Source organism: Gordonia spumicola (assembly GCF_009932475.1).
Classification (GTDB): domain Bacteria; phylum Actinomycetota; class Actinomycetes; order Mycobacteriales; family Mycobacteriaceae; genus Gordonia; species Gordonia spumicola.
The window spans coordinates 54,484-79,577 of sequence record NZ_BJOV01000002.1; the positions used below are offsets into that span (position 1 = coordinate 54,484).

The following is a 25,094-nucleotide window of genomic DNA, read 5'->3' on the forward strand; positions in this document are numbered from 1 at the left end:
GTACACTTCTCGCTGTGAAGGAGTTCCGATGAGCGACCCCAGTGCGGCCTCCGGCGACTTGACCGCCAAGGCGAAGATCCGGAACACCGCCCTCGACATGTACGCGCAGTACGGCGAGGACCGCGTCTCGATGCGCGCCGTCGCCGCGGCCGCAGGCGTGACGGTCGGACTCGTCCAGCACCACTTCAAGACGAAGGACGGGATCCGCGACGCCGTCGAACAGCTCGTCGTCGACTACCACGCCTCGGCGATCGCCGAGGCAGGCGACGAGGGAAGTCCCGCCGAGGTCGCGGCCGCGCGCGACGCGTCCGTCGCCGCGATGCTCGAAGCGAACCCCGCCGTCGTGAACTACCTGCGACGCCAGCTGCTCGACCCGGCGGGAGGCGGACGCCTGCTCGCCCGCCTCACCGAACTGAGCCGAGTCCAGGTCGTCGGACTGCGGGAATCGGGCCAGGCGTCCACCGACCGGAGCGTCGCGGAGCAGACCGTCGGACTCATGGTGCGCCAGGTCGGACACCTGTTCCTGCAGCCGATGGTCGACGCCATGTGGACCCAGTTGACCGCCGACGACGCCGACTCCGGCGAGAAACCGACCCTGAGCGTGCGCGCACGAGTGCCCGACCGGGCCGACCAGTAGGGCGTCGAGGGTGAGGGAGGTTACAGTTCCTTCATATCCCGTTCGCTCTCACGTCATGTGGAGGTCTCCAGAATGAGCATGTCCCGCCGTTCGTTCCTGCGCCGCACCGGTGCCGCCGCAGGCGCTGTCGCGGCGTCGTCGCTGATCCCGGGCGTCGGCCGCGCCGAGCCGGGGGCCGCGTCGTCGGCGAACACGGCCGGAACCACGCTCGAACAGGTCGGTGTCGGCGGTCGCGCCAACGCCAAGGGATACCGGAAGCTCGTCGCGGGCAAGGGCTGGCCGCTGTACATCCGCGAGGAACTGGCGACCGCCAAGTCCGGACGCGACAACCGCAGGACCGCCGTCGGGTCGTTCGTGCAGCTCACCGACATCCACATCACCGATGTGCAGAGTCCGGCGCGTTTCGAGTACGTCCACCCGATTCAGGGACCGGCGTTCCGCCCGCAGGAGTCGCTCGGCACCCAGGCCGGCGTGGCCCTGGTGAACCGCATCAACGCGCTCGCCAGGGGCCCGTTCACCGGCCGCGCGTTCGACTGCGTCGTCTCGACCGGCGACAACACCGACAATCACGAGATCGTCGAACTCGGCTGGTACCAGCACCTCCTGTCCGGCGGATCGATCACCGCCAACACCGGTTCGAAGACGAAGTTCGAAGGCGTGCAGGCACTGGGTTCGGCCGAGTACTACCGCCCCGAGCTCGACTTCCCCGACATCTACAAGGACCGCGGATTCCCGACGATCCCCGGCATGCTGCACGCCGCCATCCGCACCCATGTCAGCCCAGGACTCAAGACGCCCTGGTACTCGGTGTTCGGCAACCACGACGATCAGCTCCTGGGCACCGTGCCGAACGGCATCGTCGACTGGCTGTACCTGTCGGACGTGAAGTACGACCTGCCCGGCACCGACCCCACGGCCGTCGCGATCGGTCGGGCCCTCGGCTCGGACCCGAGCGCGGTCCCCGGCCTCCTGGCGACCCTGCGCCGGACCGGCCCCGTCCTGCCTGCGACGCGCGATCTGCGGCGTCGCCCGTACACGGCGCAGGAGTTCGTCCGCAAGCACTTCGACCCGGCGATCACCGGCCCGGGCCCCGTCGGTCACGGGTTCTCCGATCCCGACGGCCCCACCTGGTACCGGTTCCAGATCGCCCCGGGACTCGTCGGCATCGCGATGAACACCACCAACAGCATGGGGATCGCCGACGGCTCGATCAGCGAGAAGCAGCTCGCGTGGATCGAGCGTCAGATCTCCTCGCACAGCGACCAGCTGGTCATGGTGTTCAGCCATCACACGTCGCAGACGATGACCGCCAAGCTCCCCAACCCGGAGACGCCGGGCGAGGCCACGTTCGACGGCACGCATCTCGTCGAACGCCTCAAGTCGCACACCAACGTCATCGCCTGGGTGAACGGCCACACGCACAAGAATCAGATCTTCGCGCACAAGGGATCGACGCCGAAGCACAGCTTCTGGGAGATCAACACGGCGAGTCACATCGACTTCCCACAGCTCGCCCGGATCATCGAGGTCGCCGACAACAAGGACGGCACGCTGAGCATCTTCACCCCGCTCATCGAGGCGGACAGCCCGTACACGGCCGACACGTCCGACCTGTCGCAGAAGGGCCTCGCGAGCCTGTACCGCGAGCTCGCGTTCAACGACATCCACGCCGATCCGGCCCTCCTCGGCGTGCCGTCGGACCGCAACTGCGAGCTGATCCTCACACATCCGCTGAGGTAGGGGCCGTCTTCCGCGTCACAAAAACGACGCCCCCGACTTTGCGATCGAACCTCCCCCGGAATAGGGTTGCCTGACCTTAGTGACCATTCCAGGTGGAGGACTCGCATGCGACTCCCGATCATCCGACTGTCCGTCGTCGCCGCCGCGGCCGCGCTCACCGCGGCGTTCGGCGCCGTGCCCGCGCACGCGTCGCCCATCGACGACGGGCTCGCCGTCATCGGCGACCTCGTGCCCGGCGCGAACCAGAAGTCGAAGCCGCGCGATCGCACCACCACGCCGACGACCACCCCTGTGCCGTCGACGACGACCCCGTCGACGAGCGCTCCTCGCCCCACCGCGCCGGAGACGACGCCGCGGCCGGAGTCCGGCGAGCGGGTCGACCTGATCGACGGGACGTCGATCCTGCTGCCGCACCAGGCGTCGACCGCCACCAAAGTGTCGATGCTGACCGACGTCCGCGAGCGTCTGACCGCGCAGGGCATGGCCCTGCTGAACAGCCTGATGGCGTTGATGCCGGGCGGCAACGGCCCGAGCCGCGGCACTCCGGTGCTGACCGTGACGCCGACGACCGGGCTGAAGTCCGGCGCGACGGTGACCGTCAGCGGCACCGGCTACAAGGCGGGCGAGAACATCTACGTCACGCAGACCATCGCCAAACCGTCGTCCGGCTATCCCAGCACCTACGCCGACGCGAAGAAGGTCACCACGTCCGGATCGGGGACCTTCTCCACACAGATCACCGTGACCTCGACGTTCGCCAAGGTCGACTGCCGGAAGACGGCGTGCTTCGTCGCATCGTTCACCGCGTTCCCGAAGCTCGCCGACCGCAGTCAAGACGCATGGGTGCCGATCTCGTTCGCCGCCGGAGGCCCGACCACGCCCACCGCACCGGGGACGACCGCGCCCGGCTCGCCGACGACGCCCGTCAAGCCCCGACCGGGCGCGGGCCCGTCGGTCAGCGTCGATCGCACCTCCGGACTCAACCCCGCGGGCGACACCGTCACCGTGTCGGGCACCGGATTCTCCACGAGCGGGCCCGGTGTGTACGTCGGCCTCGCGCAGACCGATCAGTTCTCCGTCACCGACCAGTCGTCGTTCGGCGACCAGGCCGTCTGGGTCGCGACGAGCAACGGCCGGATGCGCGGCGACGGCTCGTTCAGTGTGCAACTGCCGGTGAAGGCCAAGTTCGCCCGCGCCGACTGCACGAAGGCCGCGTGCGCGGTCTACACGTTCGCCGCGCACGGCTCGTCCGACCGCAGCCAGGACACCGCGACCGGCGTCTCGTTCACCGGGGGTCCGGCCGCGCGCGGCGTCGTGAACGTCCCCCAGGACGGTGGCGCGTCCCGCCGGGGCCCGGTCCCGCAGAACAGCGGCCCGAGCACCGCCTCGGCGTCGCTGTCGACGTCGACGATCGCCGCGACCGGCACCACCGCCGTCACCGTGAACGGCACGGGATTCGCCACCACCGGCCCCGGCGTGTACGTCGGCGTCGCCGAGACCGGCAAGTACTCGACCACCGATTCGAGCGTCTACAGCCCCGTCACCTGGGTGCCGTCGACGCAGATCTCCGGCGGCTCGTTCTCGGTGACCCTCGAGATCGCGCCGGTGTTCGCCGCGGGCAACTGCATCGAGAACTCGTGCGCCGTGTACACGTTCGCCGCGCACGGTTCGTCCGATCGCAGCCAGGACACGTCGTCGCCGTTCACCGTCGCGGGCACCGAGGAGGAGAAGGCACGCGCGGTCACCGACGCCAAGAAGAAGGCCGCGGCACCGTCGAGCACGGCGCCGTCGTCGTCGACCTCGCCGACCGCGCTGGCGGGCGACAAGACGTCCGCGACGCCAGACAACGCGATCGCCACCGGGTCGACCACCAACTGGTGGGCGTGGGGCGGCGGGGCGGCCGCAGTCGTCATCGCCGCGACGGCGGGATACGCGGCCGCACGACTGCGAAGCTGACCGACACTACGACCGGGGCGCCAGGTGCACGTACAGATCCGTCGAGGCGGTGAGCACCGGGCGCCCCGTCCCGTTCGTGACGGTCATCGCCACGCCGACCACGGCGCGACCGCGATCCGGTTCGGGCGCGACGGCCGTGATCTCCGCGTGGCCGGACAGAACGTCACCCGCCCGCACCGGTCGCACGAACCGGACGTCGCCGAGACTGTGCCCCGCGATGACGTGCCAGTGCCGGTAGACGGCCTCGACGCTCAGTCGTTGGTTGATCGCGATCGTGTGCACGCCGCTCGCGATGAGTCCGCCGTACACGCTGCGCGCGGCCGCGTCCGCGTCGGTGTGGAAGTCCTGCGGGTCCCACTGCGTCGCGAACTCGATCAGTTCGTCGAGCGTCACCTCGTACGTGCCGAACGGATAGACGGCGCCCACATGCAGGTCGTCGGCGTAGATCTTGTCCATCACCCGACGGTATACCGGCCGCCGTCAGCGCTTGCGCGAGCGTTCGTGGACGCGGCGGAGACCGTCCAGTGTGAGGTGCGGATGGTGATCGGTGAGCGTGGAGCACTCGTCGAACACCAGCGGCGCGAGATACCCGGTGGCGACGACGGCCACGTTCGGCCCGTCGAAGCCGGGGACGTCTCGCCGGATGCGGCCGACGAGGCCGTCGATCTGGCCCGCGAACCCGTATAGGATGCCCGACTGCAGCGCCTCGACGGTGTTCTTGCCGACCACGCTGCGCGGCGGCCGCAACTCCACCTTCCGCACGGTGACGGTGTGATCGCTGAGCGCACCGACCGCCAGGTCGATTCCCGGCGCGATCGCGCCGCCGAGGAACTCGCCGGTCGCCGACACCGCGTCGATCACCGTCGCCGTTCCGCAGGCCACGACGATGCACGGGCGATCGGGGAAGCCCTCGTGTGCCGCCAACGCGTTGGCGACCCGATCGGTGCCGACTTCCTTCGGGTTGTCGACGAGCAGCGGGACGCCGGTCCGGACGCCGGGCTCGAGCAGCACGTGCGGGCCGTTGCCGAAGTAGCGGGGCAGCATGACGCGCATCTCCCGCAGCAGCGACGGGACCGTCGACAACGCGGCGACGGCCGTCACCTGCTCCACGTCGCGCCCCAGCAGACCGCGCAGGGTGAGCGCGAGTTCGTCGGCCGTGTAGTTCGGCTGCGTGTGGATACGCCAGTCGCGGACGAGTTCCGCGTGGTCGCCGATGCCCGCGAACACCCCGAGGTGGATGTTCGTGTTGCCGATGTCGACGGTCAGCAGCATCAGACCGTGGCGAGCTCGGGGCGCCGAGGGTCCTTGAGACCGGAGTCGGCCGGCACGTCGGCCGGGTCGTCGCCGACGCTGATCTGGGCGTTGTCGGCGTCGACGAACACCACGCGCGGCGAGTACGCGGCCACCTCGGCCTCGTTCATCACGCCGTACGCGATGATGATCACGAGGTCGCCGGGGTGGACGAGATGCGCCGCGGCGCCGTTGATCCCGATGACACCCGTGCCGCGCTCACCGGCGATCGCATACGTCTCCAGGCGGTTGCCGTTGTCGATGTCGACGATCGTCACCTGCTCGCCTTCGAGGATGTCGGACGCTTCGAGCAGGTCGGCGTCGATGGTCACCGAGCCGACGTAGTGCAGGTCGGCCTGGGTGACCGTCGCCCGGTGGATCTTGGACTTCATCATGGTGCGGAACATGATCAACCTTCTTCTCTTCCGATGAAACCGGTGCCGATGGCGACGCCGACGTTGTCGAGCAGACGTGTGGAACCCAAGCGGGCGGCGACGAGCAGCCGCCCGTCCCCCACCTCCGGGGGCTCCTCGAGATTGCGGCCGCGCAGCGCGAGGTAGTCGACCTCGATGCCTGGTTCGGTGTCGAGCACCGCCTGCGCCGCGGCGAGGATCGCCGTCTCACCGTGCTCGGCGGCGTGGGTGCCCGCCAGGAGGGCCGCGGACAGCGTCGTCGCCAGTTCGCGGTCGTCCGGGGACAGGTAGCGGTTGCGCGAGGACAACGCGAGGCCGTCGGCCTCGCGGACCGTGGGCACGCCGACGACGGACACGTCGATGTTCAGGTCGTTGACCATCTGATTGATCAACACCAGCTGCTGGTAGTCCTTCTCGCCGAAGTACGCGACGTGCGGCGCGACGATGTTGAACAGCTTGTTGACGACGGTCAGCATGCCCGCGAAGTGCGTGGGACGAGCCGCGCCCTCGAGGATGGCGCCCGCCGGACCCGGGTGCACCGTGGTCCGCTGACCCACCGGGTACATGTGCGCGGCCGTCGGCGCGAACACGAGTTCCACGCCGAGGGCGCGCAGCTTGGCGACGTCGTCGTCGAAGGTGCGCGGGTAGGCGTCGAGGTCTTCGCCCTCGCCGAACTGAAGCGGGTTCACGAAGATCGACACCACCACGACGGTGCCCAGATCCTGCGCGGTACGCACCAACTGCAGGTGCCCCTCGTGGAGGGCGCCCATCGTCGGGACGAGTGCGACACGCTTGCCGGTGCCGCGCAGAGCCTTGGTGATGCGGCGCATCACGGCAGGGTCGCGGTGGACCGTCAGCTCGCCTGGGGTGAAGAGGGGTGCATCGGTCACGGTTGTGCCTCCAGCAGGTCGCGGAGGGCCGGAGCCGCGTCGTGCTGGGCTGCAGCGCGACCGGCGAGCACGCGGTATCCGCGTGCGATGCCCTCGTGTACGTCGGACAGTTCTTCGATGTGTCGGGCGACGGTGTCGACGTCGCCGCGTGCGACGGGGCCGGTCAGCGCGGACCGTCCCTGCGCGAGCACGTTCTCCAGGGACGCGGTGACCAGCGGCGCGAGCAACTGCTCGGCGAGGCCGATGGTTCCGCCGTCGACCGTCGCCGATCCCGCGGCGTCGCCGGACGGTCCGCCGATCGCGGCCTGCAGCGCGGTGACGGCGTCGGTGATCAGGGCGTTCAGGTTGTTCGCACCGTGCGCGAGCGCCGCGTGATAGAGCGTGCGGCTGGTCTCCGCGATGCGAATCGGAGTGGCGCCGAGCTCCATGACGAGAGTCATGGCGATCGCGTCACCGATCTCGTCCGCCGCGGTCACCCCGAAGCACGATGCGGCCAGACGTTTCGTGTCGTCCGGTGCGCCGATGAACGTCATCGCCGGATGGGTCGCCAGGACGATGCCGCCACGGTGCGCGATCGGTGACAGGACCGATACGCCGTGCGCGCCCGCCGTGTGGGTGACGATGGTCCCGGGTCGGAACGAGTCGACGGCCGCGATCTCGGCGGCGACCTTGTCCAGTTCCGTGTCGGGGACGGCGATCACGATGAGGTCGGAGACCGCCACCAGGTCGGGGAGTTCACGGATGCGGGCGGACGGGAGCCGCTGCGCGGCACGAGCGGCCGACTGCGGGGAACCCGCGACGACGGAGTCGACGCGGTGGCCTGCCGCGGCGAGGGCCTCGCCGAGCGCGGTGCCCACTCGGCCCGCGCTCACGATCCCGACGCGCAGACGCGCCGGCGCCATCGGTGAATCCACCGTTGCCTCCACACTCCGTTCCAGTCCCTCGCACGCGCGGTTCGCACGCTCCGGGTACCAGACGTTCGGACACCACGATAGGCCCACGGTCACGGACCCGCCACACCGCTGTGATCGGCCTCACGCGACGGTGGTTTAGCGGAAGCGGTCAGTCCCGACGGCGACGGCGACCACCGGACTGGCGGTCGGGGTCGTCCGGGGTCTCCCGCAGCCTGGAGAACAGTTCGCTCGCGGGTCGGCCCGCGGCGTGCGCGCCGTCCTCGTTCGGGTGCGGCTGCTGCGGCCCGGGGGCCTGACGCGGCGGCTGGGGGCGTCCCGGAGCCTGCCGGACCGGGCCCGACGGCGGCTCGTACGCGCCCGGACCGAACGCGGCGCGCTGATGACCGCCGGTCTGCGGACCCGACGGAAACTGCGGTCGCGGCTGCTGTCCGGTCTGCGGGCGCGGCTCGGGGCGCGGACGCAGATCGCCCTGCGGGCGCTGCGGAGTCTGCGGGACCGGCGGCGGCTGCGGGAAGCGACCCGACGGTGTCTGCTGCGGCTGCGGCGGCTGCTGCGGCGCGGGACGCGGCTCCGGTTCGCGTTCGGGCTCCTCGGTCACGACCGGGATGATCTCCGTCATGCCCGACGGCGGCGCATCGTCGCTCGGCACGTGGCGACCCGACTCGACGGGCGGCGCGGTGGTCGCGAAGTCGCGTTCGGCCGCGGCCCGATCGTCGGACGCCTCCGCGTACGACGCACCGGCCAGACCCGATCCCAGCTCACGGGGACGTTCGAGCCCGATGGCGATCCGCGACGCCGGAAGCGGCTCGCCCAACAACTGCTCGAGGCTCGACCGCAGTGCCAGGACCTGGATCTTCAACTCCTCGAGCTCGTGGTTCGACTCGGTCGCCAGCTCGTGGCGGATCGACGCCTCCACGTCCGACTCGTACTGGCGGCGGGCCGCGATCTCGCGTTCGAGCTGCAGTTCGTAGACCAGCCGCAGGTCGCGGGTGCGGTTCTCCGCCACATCGGCCTGACGGCGATACTTCGTCACCAGCACCGCGCCGATCACCGCGGCCCACAGCGCGGCGATCACCGCGAGCGAGGCCTGCATGGACAGATCGTTGCCGACCACCATCAGCACGCTGGCGACCAGGGCGAGGACCACGAACAGCGCGATCACCCACTGGCCTGCGGAAGGACGCGAACCCTGCTTGGAGTCGGAGTGTGCATCGTCGGTCATGCCCGCTAACTTACCGGCACGTAGACGTGAGCGGAGGAACCGCACCTAAAGTCAGGCCGGCGCGGCGTCGGACGCGTCGGTGTCGGACTCCGGGTCGTCCGGCGCCCGGCAGCAGTGTTCGAGCCAGACCGCCGCGACGGCGAGGACGACGCCGCCGACCGCTCCGACCACGGCGGCGGGACGGTCCGCGCGCGCCGCGTCGAGCAGGCCGTTGTTCAGCAGGAACACGAGCACTCCGACCCAGCCGCCCGCGGCGACGGCCCCGAGGATCGCCGACGCCTTCGCCAGCACCATCACCCGCGCCACGGCGATCGGGTGGAGCTGCCCTCGGGCCCGTCCGATGTCACGTCCGGCGACGCGGGCGCGAACGACGAACCCGGTGACGAACTCGATGACGGCGAGTATGTACAGCGAGACGCCCGCGGGCCACGGCAGGGACGGGAACGCCCCGTAGTTGTAGCGGATCACGATCCACAGGGCGACACCCGCGACCAGCGCGATCACCAGCAGATCGCGGATCCTCGTGGAGCCGAGGCGGTTCTCGTCGTCGGACGTCACGACAGCGCTCCCCCGCGGCGGACACCGGCCACCTCGGCCGGGTCGAGGCGCGCGACCAGATCCGCGACGGCCCGCACGCCGTCGGACGTCGCGAGGGTGGCGGACGGGTCGATCTCGAGCCACGGGACCAGCACGAACGCGCGCAGTTCCGCGCGTGGGTGGGGAAGGATGAGTTCCTCCTCGTCCGACACCACGGTCACGCCGTCGACGTCGACGGAGATCACGTCGACGTCCAGGGTCCGCGGTCCCCAGCGCACGTCGCGGACCCGCTCGGCGGCCAGCTCACACGACCGGCAGAACTCGAGCCAGTCACGGGGACCGCGGTCGCCGTCGACGATCAGCGTCACGTTGGCGAAGTCGTCCTGTTCCACGCCGCCCCACGGTGCGGTCAGATACACGTCCGAGACGGCCACGAGACCGTCTCCGGCCGCGTCGACCACCGACCGCAGGAATCCCTCGCGGTCTCCGATGTTCGAGCCCGCGGACAGGACGGCCCTGCTGGTCACGCTCCGCGCGGCTTCCGTGAGCGGCGGGCGACGACGGCCACGTCGTCGAAGGTCAGCGGGATCGGCGCGGACGGCTTGTGCAGCGTCACCTCGCACGCCGTGATCCGCTCGTCGTCGGCCATCACGGCGTCGGCGATCTCGGCGCTGACCGTCTCGATGAGGTCGCGGGACGGACCCGCGACGATGTCGTTGGCGCGCTGCGCGAGCGTGCCGTAGTCGACGGTGTCGGCGAGGTCGTCCGACGCGGCGGCCGCCCTCAGGTCGACCCACAGGGTGATGTCGACGACGAACTCCTGTCCGTCGCGCTTCTCGTGGTCGAAGACGCCGTGGTTTCCGCGGACGCGCAGTCCGCGGAGTTCGATCCGATCAGCCATGACTACCTCTCCGTCCGCCCACGCGCCACGCGGCGGCCACTTCGATGGCGTCGCGACTGGCCGCGACATCGTGCACTCGAACACCCCATGCGCCGCCCGCGGCCGACAGCGCGGACACCGCGGCGGTCGCCACTTCGCGTCCCGCGGGCGGACGGTCGCGACCGTCGGCGGCCAGCAGTGAACCGAGGAACCGTTTCCGGGACGCCCCGATGAGCACCGGGAAACCGAGGCCGACCAGCGTCGGGAGGGCGTGCAGCAACGCCCAGTTGTGATCGGCGGTCTTCGCGAATCCGAGACCGGGATCGAGGACGATCCGGTCGGGGTCGACGCCCGCCGCGACGGCCGCGTCGACCTGGCCGAGCAGTTCACCGGACACTTCGGCGACCACGTCGCGGTATCCGCCCGCGTCCTCGACACGGTGGGTGAAATGACGGTCGCCCCCGTCGCCCGCGGGCCGCCAGTGCATGAGGATCCAGGGGACGCCCGCTTCGGCGAGGACGCGTCCCATCTCGGGATCGGCCCGCCCGCCGGACACGTCGTTGACGATGCTCGCGCCCGCCTCCAGCGCCGCGGCTGCGACCGAGGCCCGCATCGTGTCGACGGACACCCGCACTCCGGCGGCGCTGAGGGCCGAGATCACCGGGACCACGCGTTGCGCCTCGGTTCCGGGGTCGACGCGGACCGCGCCCGGCCGTGTCGACTCGCCGCCGACGTCCACGATGTCGGCGCCCGCTCGGGCGAGCGACTGTCCGTGGCGGACGGCGTCGTCCACGTCGAGGTACCGACCACCGTCGGAGAACGAGTCGGCCGTCACGTTCAGCACACCCATCACGAGGGTGCGCTCGTCCGCCGGTGGACTGCCGGTCACCGAGTGATCAGGTCCAGGGCTTCGCCGCGCGAGGTGGCGTTGGTCTTGAACAGTCCGCGGACCGCCGACGTGGTGGTCGTCGCACCCGGTTTGCGGATGCCGCGCATCGCCATGCACAGGTGCTCGGCCTCGATGACGACGATCACGCCGCGCGGATCGAGACGACGCACGAGGGCGTCGGCGATCTGGCTGGTGAGACGTTCCTGGACCTGCGGCCGCTTGGCGTACAGGTCGACGACGCGCGCCAGTTTCGACAGCCCCGTCACCTGCCCGGACTCGCCAGGGATGTAGCCGACGTGGGCGACGCCGCGGAATGCGACGAGGTGATGCTCGCACGTCGAGTACATCGGGATGTCCTTGACGAGCACCAACTCCTGGTGGCCTTCGTCGAAGACGGTCGCGAGCACTTCGTCCGGCTCGGTGTAGAGGCCCGCGAACATCTCGCGGTAGGCGTTGGCGACGCGTGCGGGCGTGCGCTTGAGCCCTTCCCTGTCGGGGTCCTCGCCGACGGCGATGAGGAGTTCCCGCACCGCCGCTTCGGCGCGCGGCTGGTCGAAGGCTCCGATCGCGGCGTGTCCCGGCGCGGACACGCCGTCCACCGTGTGGCTGTCGTCGACGCTGGTCATCGTTCTCCTCGTTCGCCCGAACGGTCGTCGGACGGCTCGTCGGGCGGCCAGCCGGGGGCCGACCAGTCGCGGGGCGCACCGTAGTCGGGGCGGGTGCCGTGCGTCTGCGGCGCGGCTCCGGGGGCCTGCGCACCCGGGTACAGGTATCCCTGGCCGGGGTGCCCGACCGCGGGCTGCTGCCCGGTGTGCTGCTGCCCCGCGACGGGCTGCTGTCCTGTCGGCGGCCCGTACTGCGGCTGGCCGTACTGGGGCTGCCCGTACTGGGGCTGGCCGTATCCGTTCGGCGGCGCGTACTGCTGAGGCTGGCCGTACTGGGGCAGACCGTTCTGAGGCGGCTGCTGGTACATCGGCGGGAACTGCGGCACCGGCGGAACGCCGACGGGCTCCGGCGTCGGCTCGGGGGCCTTCGGCGGCCACTCCTCGCCGCGTTCGACCGCCAGTTCGCCCGGCGTCTTGATCGGCGGCTTGGTGCTGGGCGTGCGGTCGCCGAAGACGTCGAACTTGGTGATCCGGGGACGCTTGACGACGCCGTCCAGGATCTCCTCGAGGTCCTTGCGCAGCAGCGTCTCCTTCTCCAGGAGTGCGCCCGCGAGGACGTCGAGGACGTCGCGGTTGTCGTTGAGGATCGCCCACGCCTCGGTGTGCGCGGCCTCGATGAGGTCGCGGACCTCGGCGTCGATCTCGGCGGCGACGCCCGACGAGTAGTCGACGCTCGAGCCCATGCCGCGTCCGAGGAACGGGTCGCCCTGTTCCTGGCCGTAGCGGACGGCTCCGAGCTTGGCGCTCATGCCGTATTCGGTGACCATCGCGCGGGAGATCTTCGTCGCCTGGTCGATGTCGGAGCTGGCTCCGGTCGTCGGCTCGTGGAAGACGAGTTCCTCGGCGGCACGGCCGCCCATCGCCATCACCAGTCGGGCGAGCATCTCCGAGCGGGTCATCAGCTCCTTGTCCTGCTCGGGGACGGCGAGCGCGTGTCCGCCGGTCTTGCCGCGCGCCAGGATGGTGACCTTGTAGATCGGGTCGAGATCGGGCATGGCCCACGCGGCCAGGGTGTGACCGCTCTCGTGGTAGGCGACGACCTTCTTCTCGTGCTCGCTGATGATGCGGCTCTTGCGGCGGGGCCCGCCGATCACGCGGTCGACGGCCTCTTCCAGGGCCTCACCGGTGATGACGTTCTTGTGCTCACGCGCGGTGAGCAGGGCGGCCTCGTTGATGACGTTCGCGAGGTCGGCTCCGGACATGCCGGGCGTGCGCTTGCCGAGTCCGTCGAGGTCGGCGTCGGGCGCGATCGGCTTGCCCTTCGCGTGGACGGCGAGGATCGCGCGTCGCCCCGCGATGTCCGGGTTCGACACCGGGATCTGACGGTCGAAACGGCCGGGGCGCAACAGCGCCGGGTCGAGGATGTCGGGGCGGTTGGTCGCGGCCATCACGATGACGCCCGACCTGTCGCCGAAGCCGTCCATCTCGACGAGCAGCTGGTTCAGGGTCTGCTCGCGCTCGTCGTGTCCGCCGCCCATGCCGGCGCCGCGCTGGCGTCCGACGGCGTCGATCTCGTCGACGAAGATGATGCAGGGACTGTTCTCCTTGGCCTGTTCGAACAGGTCGCGGACGCGGGACGCGCCGACGCCGACGAACATCTCGACGAAGTCCGAGCCGGAGATCGTGTAGAACGGAACGCCCGCTTCGCCCGCGACCGCGCGCGCGAGGAGGGTTTTGCCGGTTCCGGGCGGACCGTACAGCAGGACGCCCTTGGGGATCTTCGCGCCGAGGGCCTGATAGCGGGCCGGGTTCTGCAGGAAGTCGCGGATCTCGTCGAGTTCTTCGACGGCCTCGTCCGCGCCTGCGACGTCGGCGAACGTCGTCTTCGGCATGTCTTTGGACAGTTGCTTGGCCTTCGACTTGCCGAAGCCCATCACGCCGCCGCGACCGCCGCCCTGCACCCGGTTCATCAGGAAGAAGAACAGGGCGAACAGGATCACCATCGGCAGGACGAAGATCAGGATCGACTGCCAGATCCCGGAGTCCTTGGTGATGTTCGTCTGGTAGGTGGCCCCCGACTGCTGGGCAGCGGTGAAGACCTTCGCCGACACACCCGACGGGTACTGCGCGGTGATCTTGGTCTGATCGGAGTCGTCGACCTTGACCGGCTTCTTCAGCTCGAGGCGGACCCGCTGTTCGCGGTCGTCGATCTGGACCGACTTCACGTTCTTGTCGGTCAGCTGCGTCATAGCCACGGACGTGTCGACGCCCTTGTACTCGCTGTCGGGGTTCCGCAACACGCTCCAGCCCCACAGGGCGAGCAGGATCACGGCCACGATAGCCAGGTTTCGGAACAGTTTCTTACGGTTCATGGGTGTGCTCGTGGACCGGCGCTCCTGGCGTTCTCAACGCTCCCGGCGAGCACCGGACCTCTGGTCCTTCCCGTCGTCTGACGAATACGAGGCTACCTGTCAACGCTCGGGCGACCCGCAGTGTTCCCGACGCCGTCGATCAGGACGAATAGACGCTCGGGTGCAGGGTTCCGATGTACGGCAGGTCACGGTAGCGCTCGGCGTAGTCGAGGCCGTAGCCGACGACGAACTCGTTGCCCACGTCGAACCCGACGTCGGCCACATCGATCACCGCGCGCATGGCGTCGGGCTTGCGCAGCAGCGTCACCACTTCGAGCGACCGCGGCGAGCGGGTCGCGAGGTTCTTCATCAGCCACGACAGGGTGAGGCCGGAGTCGATGACGTCTTCGACGATCAGCACGTCGCGACCGGCGATGTCGCGGTCGAGGTCCTTGAGGATGCGGACGACGCCCGACGACGACGTCGACGACCCGTAGCTCGACACCGCCATGAACTCCATCTGCGACGGGATCGGCAGTGCGCGGGCGAAATCGGTCATGAACATGATGGCGCCCTTGAGGACGCCGATCAGGACCAGGTCTTCCTCCGCGTCCTTGTACCGTTCACCGACGGCCTGCGCCATCTCGACGGTGCGAGCATGAATCTGCTCGCCGCTGATCAGGACGGACTCGATGTCTCCGCCGTAACCGCTTTCCGAACCCAGGGCGTTGTCGTCAGATGCCACGTCTCTAGCTTGTCACGACGGACGTGCCCGTGGCACATCGGGACGTGTGCGCCGACGTCGCGCCCGCTCGAGCCGGAGCGCATCGGCGCGTCTGACGACCACCAGTCTGGTGTCCGCGTCGCCGCCGACGGCGATCGGCCCCTGTCCTCGCCAGTCGACGACCAGCGCGTCGACAGCAGCCACGATCCGCCCGTGTGGGGCGTCGATCCCGTTCTCCCGCAACCACATCCGGATGACGCGCGTGCGCAGCGCGGCGGGCAGCGCGGCGAGGTCCCCGGTGTTGACGATCCCGGTGTCCACGACTTCGGCGAGGTGACCGCGGGCGAGGGCGTCGAGGGCGTCGGCGTCGGCCGTGAGCAGCGTCGCAGTGCGCGCGAGGGCCTCGGCGACGCCGCCGGACAGGACGTCCTCCATCAGCGGAAGCACCTCGTTGCGCAGGCGGACCCTGGTGAAGCGCGGATCGTCGTTGTGCGGGTCGTCCCACACGGGCAGGCCCCAGCCCGCGCAGGCGGCGCGGGTCTGATCACGGCGGACGTCGAGCAGCGGTCTCCCCCACGGCGACGACCACGGGCGCATCCCCGCCAACGACCGTCCACCCGACCCCCGACCGAGGCCGAGCAGCACGGTCTCGGCCTGGTCGTCGAGGGTGTGGCCTACGAGCACCGGGCGGTCGCCGCGCGCGTCGTCGAGCGCGCGGTACCTGGCGTCGCGGGCGGCGGCCTCGAGGCCGCCCGCCCCGTCCACGATCACCCGCCTGACCTCGGCCGTCGCACCGAGTGCGCGCGCCACGGACGCCGCGGAGGCCGCGACGTCGGCCGAGGCGTCCTGCAGTCCGTGGTCGACGACGATCGCGTGCACGTCCAGTCCCGCGCGGACGGCGCCCGCCGTCAACGCCAGCGAGTCGGCCCCGCCCGAGAGCGCCACGCACACCGGTCCGGGCGTCAGGTGTGCGGCCGAGAAGGCGCGTACGGCGCCGATCACCGCGCGCTCGCTCGCGGCGGTCAGAGCACGCGGTCGATCCACGTCGACGGCTCGTCGATCTCGCTCATCAGCGGCAACGTGTCGGGCGAGGTCCAGATCGTGTTGAAGCGCTCCATCCCGACGGTGTCGACGACCTCGTCGACGAACGCCTTGCCGCGCACGTACTGCGCCATCTTCGCGTCCATGCCGATCAACGCGCGGAACAGTCGCTGGAGCGGATTGCGGGCCGCGGTGCGACGGGCGTCGAAGCCCGCGCGGATCTGCTCGACCGACGGGACGTGCGCCGGTCCGACCGCGTCCATGACGTGGTCGGCGTGGCCCTCCAGGAGAGTGCCGAGGGCGAGCATCCGCTCGAACGCCGCATACTGCTCCGGCGACTGCAGGAGCTGCATGACGCCGATCATGCCCTTCTCCCTCGGCTTGCCGCTGCGCAGCGCCTCGGTGACGCGCGCGAGCATCTCGGTCATCGAGTCCTCGTCGCCGCCTGCGAGCGAGCCGACGGTGTCGCGCATGTACCCGCTGATCCACGGGTTGGCCGAGAACTGCACACGGTGCGTCACCTCGTGCAGGCACACCCACAGCCGGAAGTCTGCGGGCGCGGCCCGCAGCTGCCTCTCCACGGCGATGATGTTGGGCGCCACCAGCAGCAGGACTCCGGGCTCACCGGTCTCGGCGTCGACGGTGAACGGATCGTACTGGCCGAGGATCGCGCTCGACAGGAACGCGAGCAGTCCGCCCGCCTGCAGACCTGCGAGCTTCGCACCGACGCCGGTGGCGGGTTCGTCGCTGTCCGACACCATCGCGGGCATCGACGTCGACGCCGCGTCGATCCATCCGGCGCGGTCGACGACGCGTGCCGCGGGCACCCGCAGGCCGTCGGCCAGTCCGGTCACCTCGCGGACCGGCCCCTCCGCCCGGACCGCGGCGTCGGTGAGCTCGGCGCGCGCCTGCTCCATCGTGTAGCGGGTCACCCGCGGGCCGGGACGGGCGATGCGCCGCCCGACGGACGCCGCGAAGGCCCAGTCGACGTCCACCGGGATCGACGACGCCGTCTCCGTCGTATCGTCTGCGATGGTCTCGGCCATGTGTCGGCTCCTCGTGTCGGACATCAATTGCGGCAGCCGCATTCGCGGAGCGCTCCGGCCACCGAGTCGATGGCCGGGCGGGCGTCCGCGGGCGAGGTGCCGCCGGACATCAACGCGAACGACAGCACGCGGCCGTCGACGGTCTGCACTATCCCCGTCAACGACGTGACGCCCGTCAATGTTCCGGTCTTGGCGCGGACCCAGCCCGCGCCCGGCATCTGCGACGGATCGAAACGGTCCGAGAGGGTCCCCGTGCCGTGTGCGACGGGCAGTGTGTCGAGCAGGGACCGCAGCTTCGTCGACCGGTCGCCGCCGACGGTTGCCGCCATCACCGAGTCGAGGACGCCCGCGGGCACCTTGTCGGCGTACGACAGCCCCGACAGGTCGTTCAGCTTCACGTCGTCGACGTCGAACCCGGCGTGGCGCAGCGCCTCGAGCACCGCCGCGACGCCGCCCGCCGTGCTGGCCTCCTTGCCGGTGGCCTCGGCGAGCTCGACGCCGAGCATTTCGGCGAGCACGTTGTCGCTGAACCGCATCATGTCGCCGACCCGAACCGACAGGGGCGCCGACTGCACCGACGCGATGGTCCGCGCCCCCGTCGGCGCGTCGACCTGCTTCACCTCACCGTGCACGCCGAGGGCGTCGGCGAGGGCCCGCCCGGCCTCTTCGGCCGGCTGGTCGGTGCGAGGCGAGTACTCGTTCATCGGGTCGCGTCGACCCGCGTCGATCATCAGCGACGACAGCGGCGCGATGTCGCCGCCCTCGATGTCGCGGCGGTCCCAGGTCCGGACCATCGACGGGCCGGTGAAGCCCGGAGTCGCGAACGCGACCGATGTGACGGGGACCCCGGACCGCTTGATCTGCGCGGCGAGGTCGGAGATGCGCCCGGGGTCGGAGTAGAAGGTCTGCTCGTCGTCGCCGGAGGTGAGGGTCGGATCGCCGGCGCCGACGAGGATCGCCTGACCGTCGTCGCCGAGGACGACGGTCGTGGTGATCCGCTTGTCGTGGGGCAACGCCATCAGCGCGGCGGCGGCGGTCAGGATCTTGGCGTTGGATGCGGGCGTCCGCGCCTGGTCGGCATGCCGACTCCACAGCACCGTCCCGGTGACCGGGTCGGTCACCTGACCGGTGAAGTCGCCGAGTTCGGCGGCCCGCGACGGTTTGGCGAGTGCACCGCGGACGCCGGCGGCGGTAGGGATCGGAGCCGAATCGGAGACGGCCCTGATCACCTGGTCGACGGTCACCGGGCCCGGGCGCGCCGGGGTTCCGGCAGGCACCGGGTCCGGGCGCTGCGACGTGAACCACCATGCGGCCGTTCCGCCGCCCGCGAGCAGGACGACGAGCAGCAGGCTCAGCGCGATCCACAGTCCCTTCCTGGACTTCCGGACGGGCTCGGCCGTCGGCTCGATCACGGTCGGCGGGGTGCGCGAAGCCACATGACCTCCGGTCTGGGAACTGCAGGGACAGGACTAACAGTATCGTTGTAGGCCGTCGCCCGTGTTTTCCGCTGGCACGAGGCCCCACACACGAGAAGAAGGAGCGTACGCATGGAGTTCGAGGTCACCGTCGAGATCCCCAAGGGCGCACGGAACAAGTACGAGGTCGATCACGAGACGGGCAAGATCTACCTCGACCGCTACCTGTACACGTCGATGGGCTACCCGGCAGACTACGGCTACATCGACCACACCCTCGGCGAGGACGGCGACCCGCTCGACGCGATGGTCCTGCTCCCCGAGTCGGTGTACCCGGGCGTGATCGTCAAGGCGCGCATCGTCGGCATGTACACGATGACCGATGAGGCCGGCGGCGACGACAAGCTGCTCGCCGTCCCCGCGGGCGATCCGCGGTGGGATCACATCCAGGACGTCGGCGACGTCAACGAGTTCGAGCTGAAGGCCATCGCGCACTTCTTCGAGCGCTACAAGGACCTCGAGCCCGGCAAGTCCGTGACTCCCGGCGGCTGGGTCGGCAAGGATGAGGCGATCAAGGTCGCCGAGGCCGCCGTCGCCCGCTACCAGGGCTGACTCTCCCGCCCGTCGAGCGGAGTTCTCCCGCCCGTCGAGCGCAGTCGAGACGACGACGCCGCGCACCCGAGTCGGGTGCGCGGCGTCTTCGTATTCCCTACCGGGCGGCGCCACCCGTCACGACGTGGGTCCGTCGATCGTGATCCCCTGCGCCGCCGCGACGTCGTACGCGTCGTGCACATCCAGGATCGGCGCGGTGTCGGAGATCTTCGAGACGCCCGGAACCCGATCGAAGTCGTCGCCCAGCTGCCATCGCCAGACGTTCGCGTATTCGAGGTCGGCGTACTGGCGCTCGCCGATGATCAGGCGCTCGACGGGATCGAATGCGAGGATCACGCAGTAGAGTCCGGTCTTCCGCACGCCCGTGTGCGGATCGTTGAAGGTCATGTACGCCTCCCTCAGGAGAGTGTTCGGCGCGATCGGCGTGCACTCGCTTGCGGGCCGCGAAGTCGAGGGACAGCGTCGGCAGGAGACGTCGATAGAGTTCGCGCACCGCGGACCGCCCGTCGACCTGAAGGCCCAACGGCGGAAGCTCGTAGTGCGGATTCTCGACGACGGTCGCCATCGTGGCGTCGATGTCTTGATTGAGTTCGGCGATCTCGTGCGCGAGCAGGAGTTCTTCCATCTCGTCGAGCGTGAGATCGGGACGATGTCCGGACATGAGTGAATCCCTTCCAGTAGTACTTCGTTGGGGTCGAATCCGTCAGTGCGCGGCTGCGCGGCGCCACACCACGGCGGGATCCCACACCACGCCGTTTCGGCGGAACGGCTCCGCACCGAGCGCCAGATTGCGCTCGGTGCGGAGGCGGATGCGGCGGACCCGATCGGTGCCCACCCAGTTCGGGAACAGCGATGCGGCGACGAGGTGGTGAACGGTCAGTCCGTCGTCCTCGAGTCGATAGCGACCGCTGTACGCCAGGTAGCCACCCGCGGCCGCGGCCAGTTCGTCCGACGTCCCCGCGTGCACGTCCGGCCCCGCGAACGGCGCACGATCCGGGTTCATCAGCTGCGCGGACATGTGTCCGTCCGCGGTGTACATGATCAGACCCGTCGTATTCGGCCCGAGCGGGCGATGGACCCGGCCCGCGTCCGACGTGATCGAGTACTCGACGAGTTCCCAGGTTCCGACGAGCCGATCCCGCGCAGCCTCCACCATCGGTGACACCATCCTTCGACTAGATAGATCAATCTACTTAGTCCGAACGTAATGTGCCGCCGGTCACGCGTCAAGAAGAACCGCCCGCCTCTCCCGTTCCGTGGAGCGGGTGAGGCGGGCGGTGCGTGGGAGCGGAGACGGTCGCGCTACGCGACCTCGACCTCGCCGTCGTCCTTCTTGCTCGGCCCGCCGCGCAGCGGGACCTCCGACCAGGTGATGGTGCCGATGATCGCGAGAAGCGACAGGATCGACACCGACAGGAACACGCGATCCATCGAGTCCGCGAAACCCTGCTTGATCGGGTGCGACAGCCCCTCGGGCAGACGTTCGATGATGGTGGTGTCCTTCATCAGTCCGTCGGTCTTCCCACCGGCGTCGGCGTTCGGATCCGCCGCGGCGGCCTTCAGTGCCTCGCCGAACGCCCGAACGTCCTTGTCGTCGCTCTGGATCGCCTGCACGACGGCGGTGCGGAACTCCGGAGTCTGTGCCGCCGACTGCATCTGGTCCTGAATGTTCGGACCCACCGTCGAGAACAGCAGCGAGAAGAACACCGCGACGCCCAACGTTCCGCCGATCTGACGGAAGAAGGTGGCGGTGCCGGTCGCCATGCCGACATCGCGCATCGGCAGGATGTTCTGCATCGCCAGCATCATCGGCTGCATCAGATTGCCCAGACCGAAGCCGAGACCGAACGCGGCCAGCATCACCAGGTACAGCGGCGTCTCCGTGCTCAGGTAGTGCAACGCGAACGCCATCGTGGTGATCAGGATGGAGCCGAAGATCGGGAACTTCTTGTAGTGCCCGGTCCGAGAGATCAGCTGACCGGACAGGATCGACGCGCTCATCATGCCGAGCACCATCGGCAGCATCTGCAGGCCCGCCATCATCGGCGACGATCCGCGGAGCACCTGGAAGTACTGCGGCAGCATCGAGATGCCGCCGAACATCACGGCGCCGACGACCAACGAGATGAACACGCCCTGCGTGAACACCCGGTTCTTGAAGACGCGGAGCGGAATGATCGCCTCATCGCCCATCTTCGACTCGACGAACACGAACAATGCGAGACCGATCAAACCGATGGCGTAGCAGATGATCGCATTGGTCGACGTCCATCCCCAGTCGCGGCCCTGTTCGGCGACGATCAGCAGCGGCGTGACGGCGACGGCCACCGTGGCGGCGCCCCAGTAGTCGGTGCGGTGTCCGACGAGCTTGTTCTGCGGATAGTTGAGGACCTTGTAGACGACGACGAGCGCGATCAGGCCGATCGGCACGTTCACCAGGAACACCCAGCGCCAGCCGGACACGCCGAGGATCGAGTCGGCGCCCGCGAACAGGCCGCCGAGCACCGGGCCGAGGACGCTCGACGTGCCGAACACCGCGAGGAAGTAGCCCTGGTACTTGGCGCGTTCGAGCGGCGGGACGATGTCGGCGATCGTCGTCAACGCCAGCGTGAAGAGACCGCCCGCGCCGAGGCCCTGCAGGGCCCGGAAGCCGGCGAGCTCGTACATCGACGTCGCCATCGAACAGGCGAGGGAGCCGATCACGAAGATCGTGATGGCGACGAGGAAGAACGGCTTGCGGCCGTAGATATCGGACACCTTGCCGTAGAGCGGCGTCACGACTGTCGAGGTCACGAGGTAGGCGGTGGTGACCCACGCCTGCATGTCGTAGCCGTTGAGGTCGTCGGAGATGGTCCGGATGGCGGTCGACACGATCGTCTGATCGAGCGCGGCGAGGAACATGCCGATCATCAGTCCGGCCATCACCGTGAGGATCTGACGGTGCGTCAGTCCTCGTCCGGGGAAGTCGGCCGTGGTTGCTGAAGTCATCGGGCGTCTCCTTTCTCCATACAGGGGTTGATTCGGTCTTCGATCGCGTCGACGAAGCGGGTCAGGAGAGCCGAGAAGGTGTCGAACTCCTCGTCTGACCAGTCGGCGACCATGTCGCCGACCACTTCGCGGCGTCGCGCGCCGAGTTCGGCGACACGGGCGCGGCCCGCATCGGTCAGCAGCAGTCGATAGGCCCGGCCGTCGTCCGGGTCGGGTTCCCGGCGGACGAATCCCTCGGCGACGAGCGTGGCGACGTGCCTGCTCGTGGTCGACGGGTCGGCCGCCATGGACGCCGCCAGTTCGCTGGCCCGCATGGGCCCGTGCTTGAGGACGAAGAGCCCCCGGTAGGCGGCGGTCTCGACGTCGCCGTCGGCCGACCGGAACGACGTCTGGACGCCGCGGTCCCGGAGACGGATGAACCGTCCGAGAGCGAGGAAGACCTCGTCGATGCGTTCGGGCGCGGGCACGTGGGGACTCCATTTACTTGCGTATGGCAACTAACTCGGGCCATAAGCATGCACCCCGCAACTATCTGCGAGCAACTGCACCGATAGCCGCCGTTTCCCCTGGAAACGACAACCGGCCCGACACCGTCACGGTGTCGGGCCGGGTCGCTCGCCGGACCTCAGCCCAAGTCGGCGAGGGCCGCCAGCAGGCGGTCGACGTCGTCGGACGACGTCCCGACACCGAAGCTCGCGCGGACCGCTCCATCGGCGTGGCCGAGCTTGGTCAGCAGCGGGTGCGCGCAGAACTTGCCGTCGCGCACACCGATCCCGTGGTCGCTGAGATGCTCGGCCACCTCGCGCGGAGTGCGGCCGTCGACGCTGAAACTCGCGATCGCCACCCGGTCGACGCCGTCGTCGAACGCTCGCAGGGGCCGGATGTGCGGCAACGCGGCCAGCCCGGCGTCGAGCCTGCGGAGGAGGACGTCGTCGTGCTCGCCGATGCGCTCGAAACCGATGGCGCGCAGCTCGTCGGCGGCCGCCGCGATCGACACCGCGCCGAGGACGTTAGGCGAACCGGCCTCGTGTCGGGCGGCTCCGGTGTGCCACGCGACGTCGTCGACCGACACGTTCGCGCTGGCGCCGCCGCCCGCCAGGTAGGGCGGAGCCGCGTCGAGCCAGTCGGGCCGTCCCACGAGGACGCCCGCACCGAACGGCGCGTACACCTTGTGCCCGGAGAACACCAGGTAGTCGATGCCGAAGCTCGCGATCGACACCCCGCGGTGCGCGACCAGCTGGGCTGCGTCGACGAGGATCCGCGCGCCGTGACGGTGCGCCAGACCCGCGAGCCGCGCCAGCGGAAGCACCTCGCCGGTCACGTTCGACGCGGCGGTCACCGCGAGGAGCGCGGCGGGCGACGACGCCAGCTCCGACTCCAGCGCCGCGAGGGTCTCGTCGATGCTCGGCCGCGACGCCACGACGCGAGCGCGGCCGGTGCGCGTCCACGGCAGCAGATTGGCGTGATGCTCGATGTCGAGGACGACGACGTCGCCCGGGACGACGGTCGCGGCGAGGTTGATCGAGTCGGTCGTGTTGCGGGTGAAGACGACGGTGTCGTCGGCACGACCCCCGACGAAGGCCCGGATGGTCTCGCGGGCCCGCTCGTAGCGGGCCGTCGTCACCTGCGACAGATGACCGGCGCCGCGGTGGACGCTCGCGTACTCGGCGAGCGCCCCGGCCAGCTGCTCGGCGACGGCGGACAACGCGGGCGCGGACGCCGCATAGTCCAGGTTGGCGTACGACACCCCGGCGGGATGTCCGGTGGCGGGCACCGAGACGTCGGCGCCCACCACCGGGGCCAGGGCGAGAACGGGGGCGGGACGGCACGCGGGCGCGTCGAGGACAGCGGTCATGACAAGGCTCCTTGGAATCCACACTTGCCGCGCACTGCCGTGCGCGGCCGGGTCGTCACCCGGAGCACCCCACCGTGGTGGAGGGTTGCCGACCAGCGAGCCGGGGCTTGTCGCTGATACTCGTGACCCGCGGAGAACAATGCCCTGCCGATCCCGCCGCGGCGAGGGTTTCGCGCACGGTGACCGCAATCGGCGTCATTCGTTCGACTCGGCGGCCCGCTCGCATCCGTGCGAGACGGATAGAGTCGACGACAGAACTCTGTCGATGAAAGGCCCGCCGTCGTGACGTACCCGCAGGATCCGCGCATGGGGAACCGGGGTGCCCCGATCCCGCCCGGACCGCCGCAGACGTGGGCTCCGTGGAACGGTCCCCGCCCCCAGCCGCCGACGGCGCCGAGCCCGTTCGGCGCGCCCGGGCGATACGGCCCGCCTCAGCAGTACGGCGCGCCGGGACAGTTCGGCGCGCCCCCGCCTTTCGGGGGACCGTCGCCGCTGCCGTACGCACAGCCGCCGCGCAAGTCCCGGACCGGTCTGATCATCGGCCTCATCACTCTGGTCGCCGTCGTCGGTGCGGGCGTCGGCGTCCTCGTGTGGCAGCCGTGGAAGTCGACCGACTCGTCGGGCGGCCCGCACACCGAGACGGCGATGCTCGACGACAACGTCTCGCTCACGGTCGAACTGCCCGCCGACTGGCGCCTCGAGACCGGGACCATCAAGGGCAAGGTCGCCGCGATGGCGATCCCCGACACGGACACGCGCACCGTGGCGCAGATCGACTCCGACGGCTCGGCCCTCGCCAACGGCGGCAACGGCAGGCAGGTCCACGCCGTCATCGCACAGGCCGGCCCCTGCTCGGAGTCGGCGGCGACGGTGGCCGTCGGACGTTGGTCGCAGGACTCGGACGACCAGTCGTCGCACGGGCAGGCCGACCGCAGCGGCGCGACCACCCGCATCGACGACTCCCGCTGCGTACGCGTCGTGGGCGTCGACTTCGCGCACTCGACGGACGCGCTCACCAGCGAGGCGTCCGAACTTCTCCCCAAACTCATCGCGAACGATAAGATCACCGCTGCTCGCGCGGTCTGACCG

At 69.9% G+C, this 25,094-nt stretch carries 27 protein-coding genes and 1 riboswitch; of the genes, 6 read left to right on the forward strand and 21 right to left on the reverse strand.

The annotated features are described in order from the left end of the window. The first annotated feature begins 28 nt into the window (after positions 1-28). The 3 genes from GYB83_RS02215 to GYB83_RS02225 all read left to right on the forward strand — a co-directional run bounded on the left by GYB83_RS02215 (position 29) and on the right by GYB83_RS02225 (position 4,333). Entirely contained in the window at positions 29-637 is a 609-nt protein-coding gene (locus tag GYB83_RS02215; protein WP_161893948.1) for a TetR/AcrR family transcriptional regulator, read from the forward strand. Positions 638-709: 72 nt separating this feature from the next. Continuing rightward, entirely contained in the window at positions 710-2,377 is a 1,668-nt protein-coding gene (locus GYB83_RS02220; RefSeq protein ID WP_161893949.1) for a TIGR03767 family metallophosphoesterase, read from the forward strand. A 105-nt stretch (positions 2,378-2,482) separates the two neighbouring features. After that, a complete protein-coding gene (locus GYB83_RS02225; RefSeq protein WP_161893950.1) occupies positions 2,483-4,333 on the forward strand; it encodes a neocarzinostatin apoprotein domain-containing protein in 1,851 nt (616 codons plus the stop codon). Between the two features lie 6 nt (positions 4,334-4,339). Here GYB83_RS02225 and GYB83_RS02230 read toward each other — a convergent pair whose 3' ends face one another. From GYB83_RS02230 to dacB, 16 genes are all read right to left on the reverse strand, one after another. Continuing rightward, entirely contained in the window at positions 4,340-4,789 is a 450-nt protein-coding gene (locus GYB83_RS02230) for a MaoC/PaaZ C-terminal domain-containing protein (protein ID WP_161893951.1), read from the reverse strand. Positions 4,790-4,813: 24 nt separating this feature from the next. Then, a complete protein-coding gene (locus tag GYB83_RS02235; protein WP_161893952.1) occupies positions 4,814-5,605 on the reverse strand; it encodes a type III pantothenate kinase in 792 nt (263 codons plus the stop codon). Beyond that, positions 5,605-6,030, reverse strand: coding sequence for an aspartate 1-decarboxylase (gene panD / locus GYB83_RS02240; protein ID WP_161893953.1), 426 nt, complete (start codon positions 6,028-6,030; stop codon positions 5,605-5,607). The genes GYB83_RS02235 and panD overlap by 1 nt, the downstream gene beginning before the upstream one ends. Positions 6,031-6,032: 2 nt before the next feature. Then, positions 6,033-6,926 carry a pantoate--beta-alanine ligase gene (panC, locus tag GYB83_RS02245; RefSeq protein WP_161893954.1) on the reverse strand — a complete coding sequence of 298 codons (894 nt, stop codon included), beginning with the start codon at positions 6,924-6,926 and terminating at the stop codon, positions 6,033-6,035. Continuing rightward, entirely contained in the window at positions 6,923-7,828 is a 906-nt protein-coding gene (locus tag GYB83_RS02250; RefSeq protein WP_161893955.1) for a Rossmann-like and DUF2520 domain-containing protein, read from the reverse strand. The genes panC and GYB83_RS02250 overlap by 4 nt, the downstream gene beginning before the upstream one ends. A 160-nt stretch (positions 7,829-7,988) precedes the next feature. Then, entirely contained in the window at positions 7,989-9,062 is a 1,074-nt protein-coding gene (locus tag GYB83_RS02255; RefSeq protein WP_161893956.1) for a DUF6779 domain-containing protein, read from the reverse strand. Positions 9,063-9,113: 51 nt separating this feature from the next. Beyond that, complete coding sequence (locus GYB83_RS02260) at positions 9,114-9,620, reverse strand: DUF3180 domain-containing protein (RefSeq protein ID WP_161893957.1); 507 nt, start codon at positions 9,618-9,620, stop codon at positions 9,114-9,116. Beyond that, entirely contained in the window at positions 9,617-10,126 is a 510-nt protein-coding gene (gene folK / locus GYB83_RS02265; RefSeq protein ID WP_161893958.1) for a 2-amino-4-hydroxy-6-hydroxymethyldihydropteridine diphosphokinase, read from the reverse strand. The genes GYB83_RS02260 and folK overlap by 4 nt, the downstream gene beginning before the upstream one ends. Continuing rightward, positions 10,123-10,500, reverse strand: a complete 378-nt coding sequence (folB, locus tag GYB83_RS02270; protein ID WP_161893959.1) for a dihydroneopterin aldolase — start codon at positions 10,498-10,500, stop codon at positions 10,123-10,125. Before folB ends, folK begins: the two co-directional genes overlap by 4 nt. Beyond that, positions 10,493-11,329: a dihydropteroate synthase gene (folP, locus tag GYB83_RS02275; protein WP_161894613.1), complete on the reverse strand. Its 837-nt coding sequence runs from the start codon at positions 11,327-11,329 to the stop codon at positions 10,493-10,495. The genes folB and folP overlap by 8 nt, the downstream gene beginning before the upstream one ends. 35 nt (positions 11,330-11,364) lie before the next feature. Next, on the reverse strand, positions 11,365-11,994 hold the full coding sequence (gene folE / locus GYB83_RS02280; protein WP_228461135.1) for a GTP cyclohydrolase I FolE: 630 nt from the start codon (positions 11,992-11,994) through the stop codon (positions 11,365-11,367). Then, complete coding sequence (ftsH, locus tag GYB83_RS02285) at positions 11,991-14,345, reverse strand: ATP-dependent zinc metalloprotease FtsH (protein ID WP_161893960.1); 2,355 nt, start codon at positions 14,343-14,345, stop codon at positions 11,991-11,993. The genes folE and ftsH overlap by 4 nt, the downstream gene beginning before the upstream one ends. A 139-nt stretch (positions 14,346-14,484) precedes the next feature. After that, positions 14,485-15,069, reverse strand: coding sequence for a hypoxanthine phosphoribosyltransferase (gene hpt, locus GYB83_RS02290; RefSeq protein WP_186349699.1), 585 nt, complete (start codon positions 15,067-15,069; stop codon positions 14,485-14,487). Positions 15,070-15,081: 12 nt separating this feature from the next. Continuing rightward, positions 15,082-16,092, reverse strand: a complete 1,011-nt coding sequence (tilS, locus tag GYB83_RS02295; protein ID WP_371864986.1) for a tRNA lysidine(34) synthetase TilS — start codon at positions 16,090-16,092, stop codon at positions 15,082-15,084. After that, a complete protein-coding gene (locus GYB83_RS02300) occupies positions 16,071-17,135 on the reverse strand; it encodes an Rv3626c family coenzyme F420 biosynthesis-associated protein (RefSeq protein WP_186349700.1) in 1,065 nt (354 codons plus the stop codon). The genes tilS and GYB83_RS02300 overlap by 22 nt, the downstream gene beginning before the upstream one ends. Before the next feature lie 23 nt (positions 17,136-17,158). Next, complete coding sequence (gene dacB, locus GYB83_RS02305) at positions 17,159-18,571, reverse strand: D-alanyl-D-alanine carboxypeptidase/D-alanyl-D-alanine endopeptidase (protein WP_161893962.1); 1,413 nt, start codon at positions 18,569-18,571, stop codon at positions 17,159-17,161. A gap of 111 nt (positions 18,572-18,682) precedes the next feature. Here dacB and GYB83_RS02310 point away from each other — a divergent pair, with 111 nt between their 5' ends. Then, positions 18,683-19,162, forward strand: coding sequence for an inorganic diphosphatase (locus tag GYB83_RS02310; RefSeq protein WP_161893963.1), 480 nt, complete (start codon positions 18,683-18,685; stop codon positions 19,160-19,162). 117 nt (positions 19,163-19,279) lie between these two features. Here GYB83_RS02310 and GYB83_RS23480 read toward each other — a convergent pair whose 3' ends face one another. Then, the gene (locus GYB83_RS23480; RefSeq protein ID WP_228461136.1) at positions 19,280-19,549 is read right to left on the reverse strand and encodes a hypothetical protein; all 270 of its coding nucleotides are present in this window, start codon (positions 19,547-19,549) and stop codon (positions 19,280-19,282) included. Here GYB83_RS23480 and GYB83_RS23485 point away from each other — a divergent pair. After that, positions 19,548-19,829 (forward strand): hypothetical protein, encoded by a 282-nt coding sequence (locus GYB83_RS23485; RefSeq protein ID WP_228461137.1) that lies wholly within the window; start codon positions 19,548-19,550, stop codon positions 19,827-19,829. The two genes, GYB83_RS23480 and GYB83_RS23485, sit on opposite strands and share 2 nt — an antisense overlap. Before the next feature lie 36 nt (positions 19,830-19,865). Here GYB83_RS23485 and GYB83_RS02320 read toward each other — a convergent pair whose 3' ends face one another. The 4 genes from GYB83_RS02320 to GYB83_RS02335 all read right to left on the reverse strand — a co-directional run bounded on the left by GYB83_RS02320 (position 19,866) and on the right by GYB83_RS02335 (position 24,005). Continuing rightward, entirely contained in the window at positions 19,866-20,330 is a 465-nt protein-coding gene (locus GYB83_RS02320; RefSeq protein WP_161893964.1) for a lipocalin-like domain-containing protein, read from the reverse strand. A gap of 134 nt (positions 20,331-20,464) precedes the next feature. Then, entirely contained in the window at positions 20,465-22,150 is a 1,686-nt protein-coding gene (locus GYB83_RS02325) for an MDR family MFS transporter (RefSeq protein WP_161893965.1), read from the reverse strand. Then, positions 22,147-22,617, reverse strand: a complete 471-nt coding sequence (locus GYB83_RS02330) for a MarR family winged helix-turn-helix transcriptional regulator (protein WP_161893966.1) — start codon at positions 22,615-22,617, stop codon at positions 22,147-22,149. Before GYB83_RS02330 ends, GYB83_RS02325 begins: the two co-directional genes overlap by 4 nt. A 158-nt stretch (positions 22,618-22,775) precedes the next feature. After that, positions 22,776-24,005, reverse strand: a complete 1,230-nt coding sequence (locus GYB83_RS02335) for an aminotransferase class V-fold PLP-dependent enzyme (protein WP_161893967.1) — start codon at positions 24,003-24,005, stop codon at positions 22,776-22,778. Positions 24,006-24,020: 15 nt separating this feature from the next. Further along, positions 24,021-24,133, reverse strand: a riboswitch (SAM riboswitch). 154 nt (positions 24,134-24,287) lie between these two features. Between GYB83_RS02335 and GYB83_RS02340 the strand changes: the two genes are divergently transcribed. After that, complete coding sequence (locus tag GYB83_RS02340) at positions 24,288-25,091, forward strand: hypothetical protein (protein WP_161893968.1); 804 nt, start codon at positions 24,288-24,290, stop codon at positions 25,089-25,091. Positions 25,092-25,094 lie beyond the last annotated feature (3 nt).

Excerpts from the sequence above, each read along its gene's own strand:
- GYB83_RS02225 (WP_161893950.1), top strand. The coding sequence starts at position 2,483 with ATGCGACTCCCGATCATCCGACTGTCCGTCGTCGCCGCCGCGGCCGCG.
- GYB83_RS02255 (WP_161893956.1), bottom strand. The coding sequence starts at position 9,062 with ATGACCGACGATGCACACTCCGACTCCAAGCAGGGTTCGCGTCCTTCC.
- GYB83_RS02335 (WP_161893967.1), bottom strand. The coding sequence starts at position 24,005 with ATGACCGCTGTCCTCGACGCGCCCGCGTGCCGTCCCGCCCCCGTTCTC.
- GYB83_RS02250 (WP_161893955.1), bottom strand. The coding sequence starts at position 7,828 with ATGGCGCCGGCGCGTCTGCGCGTCGGGATCGTGAGCGCGGGCCGAGTG.
- GYB83_RS02230 (WP_161893951.1), bottom strand. The coding sequence starts at position 4,789 with ATGGACAAGATCTACGCCGACGACCTGCATGTGGGCGCCGTCTATCCG.
- folB (WP_161893959.1), bottom strand. The coding sequence starts at position 10,500 with ATGGCTGATCGGATCGAACTCCGCGGACTGCGCGTCCGCGGAAACCAC.
- panD (WP_161893953.1), bottom strand. The coding sequence starts at position 6,030 with ATGTTCCGCACCATGATGAAGTCCAAGATCCACCGGGCGACGGTCACC.
- ftsH (WP_161893960.1), bottom strand. The coding sequence starts at position 14,345 with ATGAACCGTAAGAAACTGTTCCGAAACCTGGCTATCGTGGCCGTGATC.
- folP (WP_161894613.1), bottom strand. The coding sequence starts at position 11,329 with ATGGGTGTGCTGAACGTGACGGCCGACTCGTTCTCCGACGGTGGTCGG.
- GYB83_RS02320 (WP_161893964.1), bottom strand. The coding sequence starts at position 20,330 with ATGGTGTCACCGATGGTGGAGGCTGCGCGGGATCGGCTCGTCGGAACC.
- GYB83_RS02220 (WP_161893949.1), top strand. The coding sequence starts at position 710 with ATGAGCATGTCCCGCCGTTCGTTCCTGCGCCGCACCGGTGCCGCCGCA.
- GYB83_RS02215 (WP_161893948.1), top strand. The coding sequence starts at position 29 with ATGAGCGACCCCAGTGCGGCCTCCGGCGACTTGACCGCCAAGGCGAAG.
- GYB83_RS23485 (WP_228461137.1), top strand. The coding sequence starts at position 19,548 with ATGTACGCCTCCCTCAGGAGAGTGTTCGGCGCGATCGGCGTGCACTCG.
- GYB83_RS02310 (WP_161893963.1), top strand. The coding sequence starts at position 18,683 with ATGGAGTTCGAGGTCACCGTCGAGATCCCCAAGGGCGCACGGAACAAG.
- GYB83_RS23480 (WP_228461136.1), bottom strand. The coding sequence starts at position 19,549 with ATGACCTTCAACGATCCGCACACGGGCGTGCGGAAGACCGGACTCTAC.
- GYB83_RS02235 (WP_161893952.1), bottom strand. The coding sequence starts at position 5,605 with ATGCTGCTGACCGTCGACATCGGCAACACGAACATCCACCTCGGGGTG.
- GYB83_RS02300 (WP_186349700.1), bottom strand. The coding sequence starts at position 17,135 with ATGGCCGAGACCATCGCAGACGATACGACGGAGACGGCGTCGTCGATC.
- GYB83_RS02325 (WP_161893965.1), bottom strand. The coding sequence starts at position 22,150 with ATGACTTCAGCAACCACGGCCGACTTCCCCGGACGAGGACTGACGCAC.
- folE (WP_228461135.1), bottom strand. The coding sequence starts at position 11,994 with ATGACCAGCGTCGACGACAGCCACACGGTGGACGGCGTGTCCGCGCCG.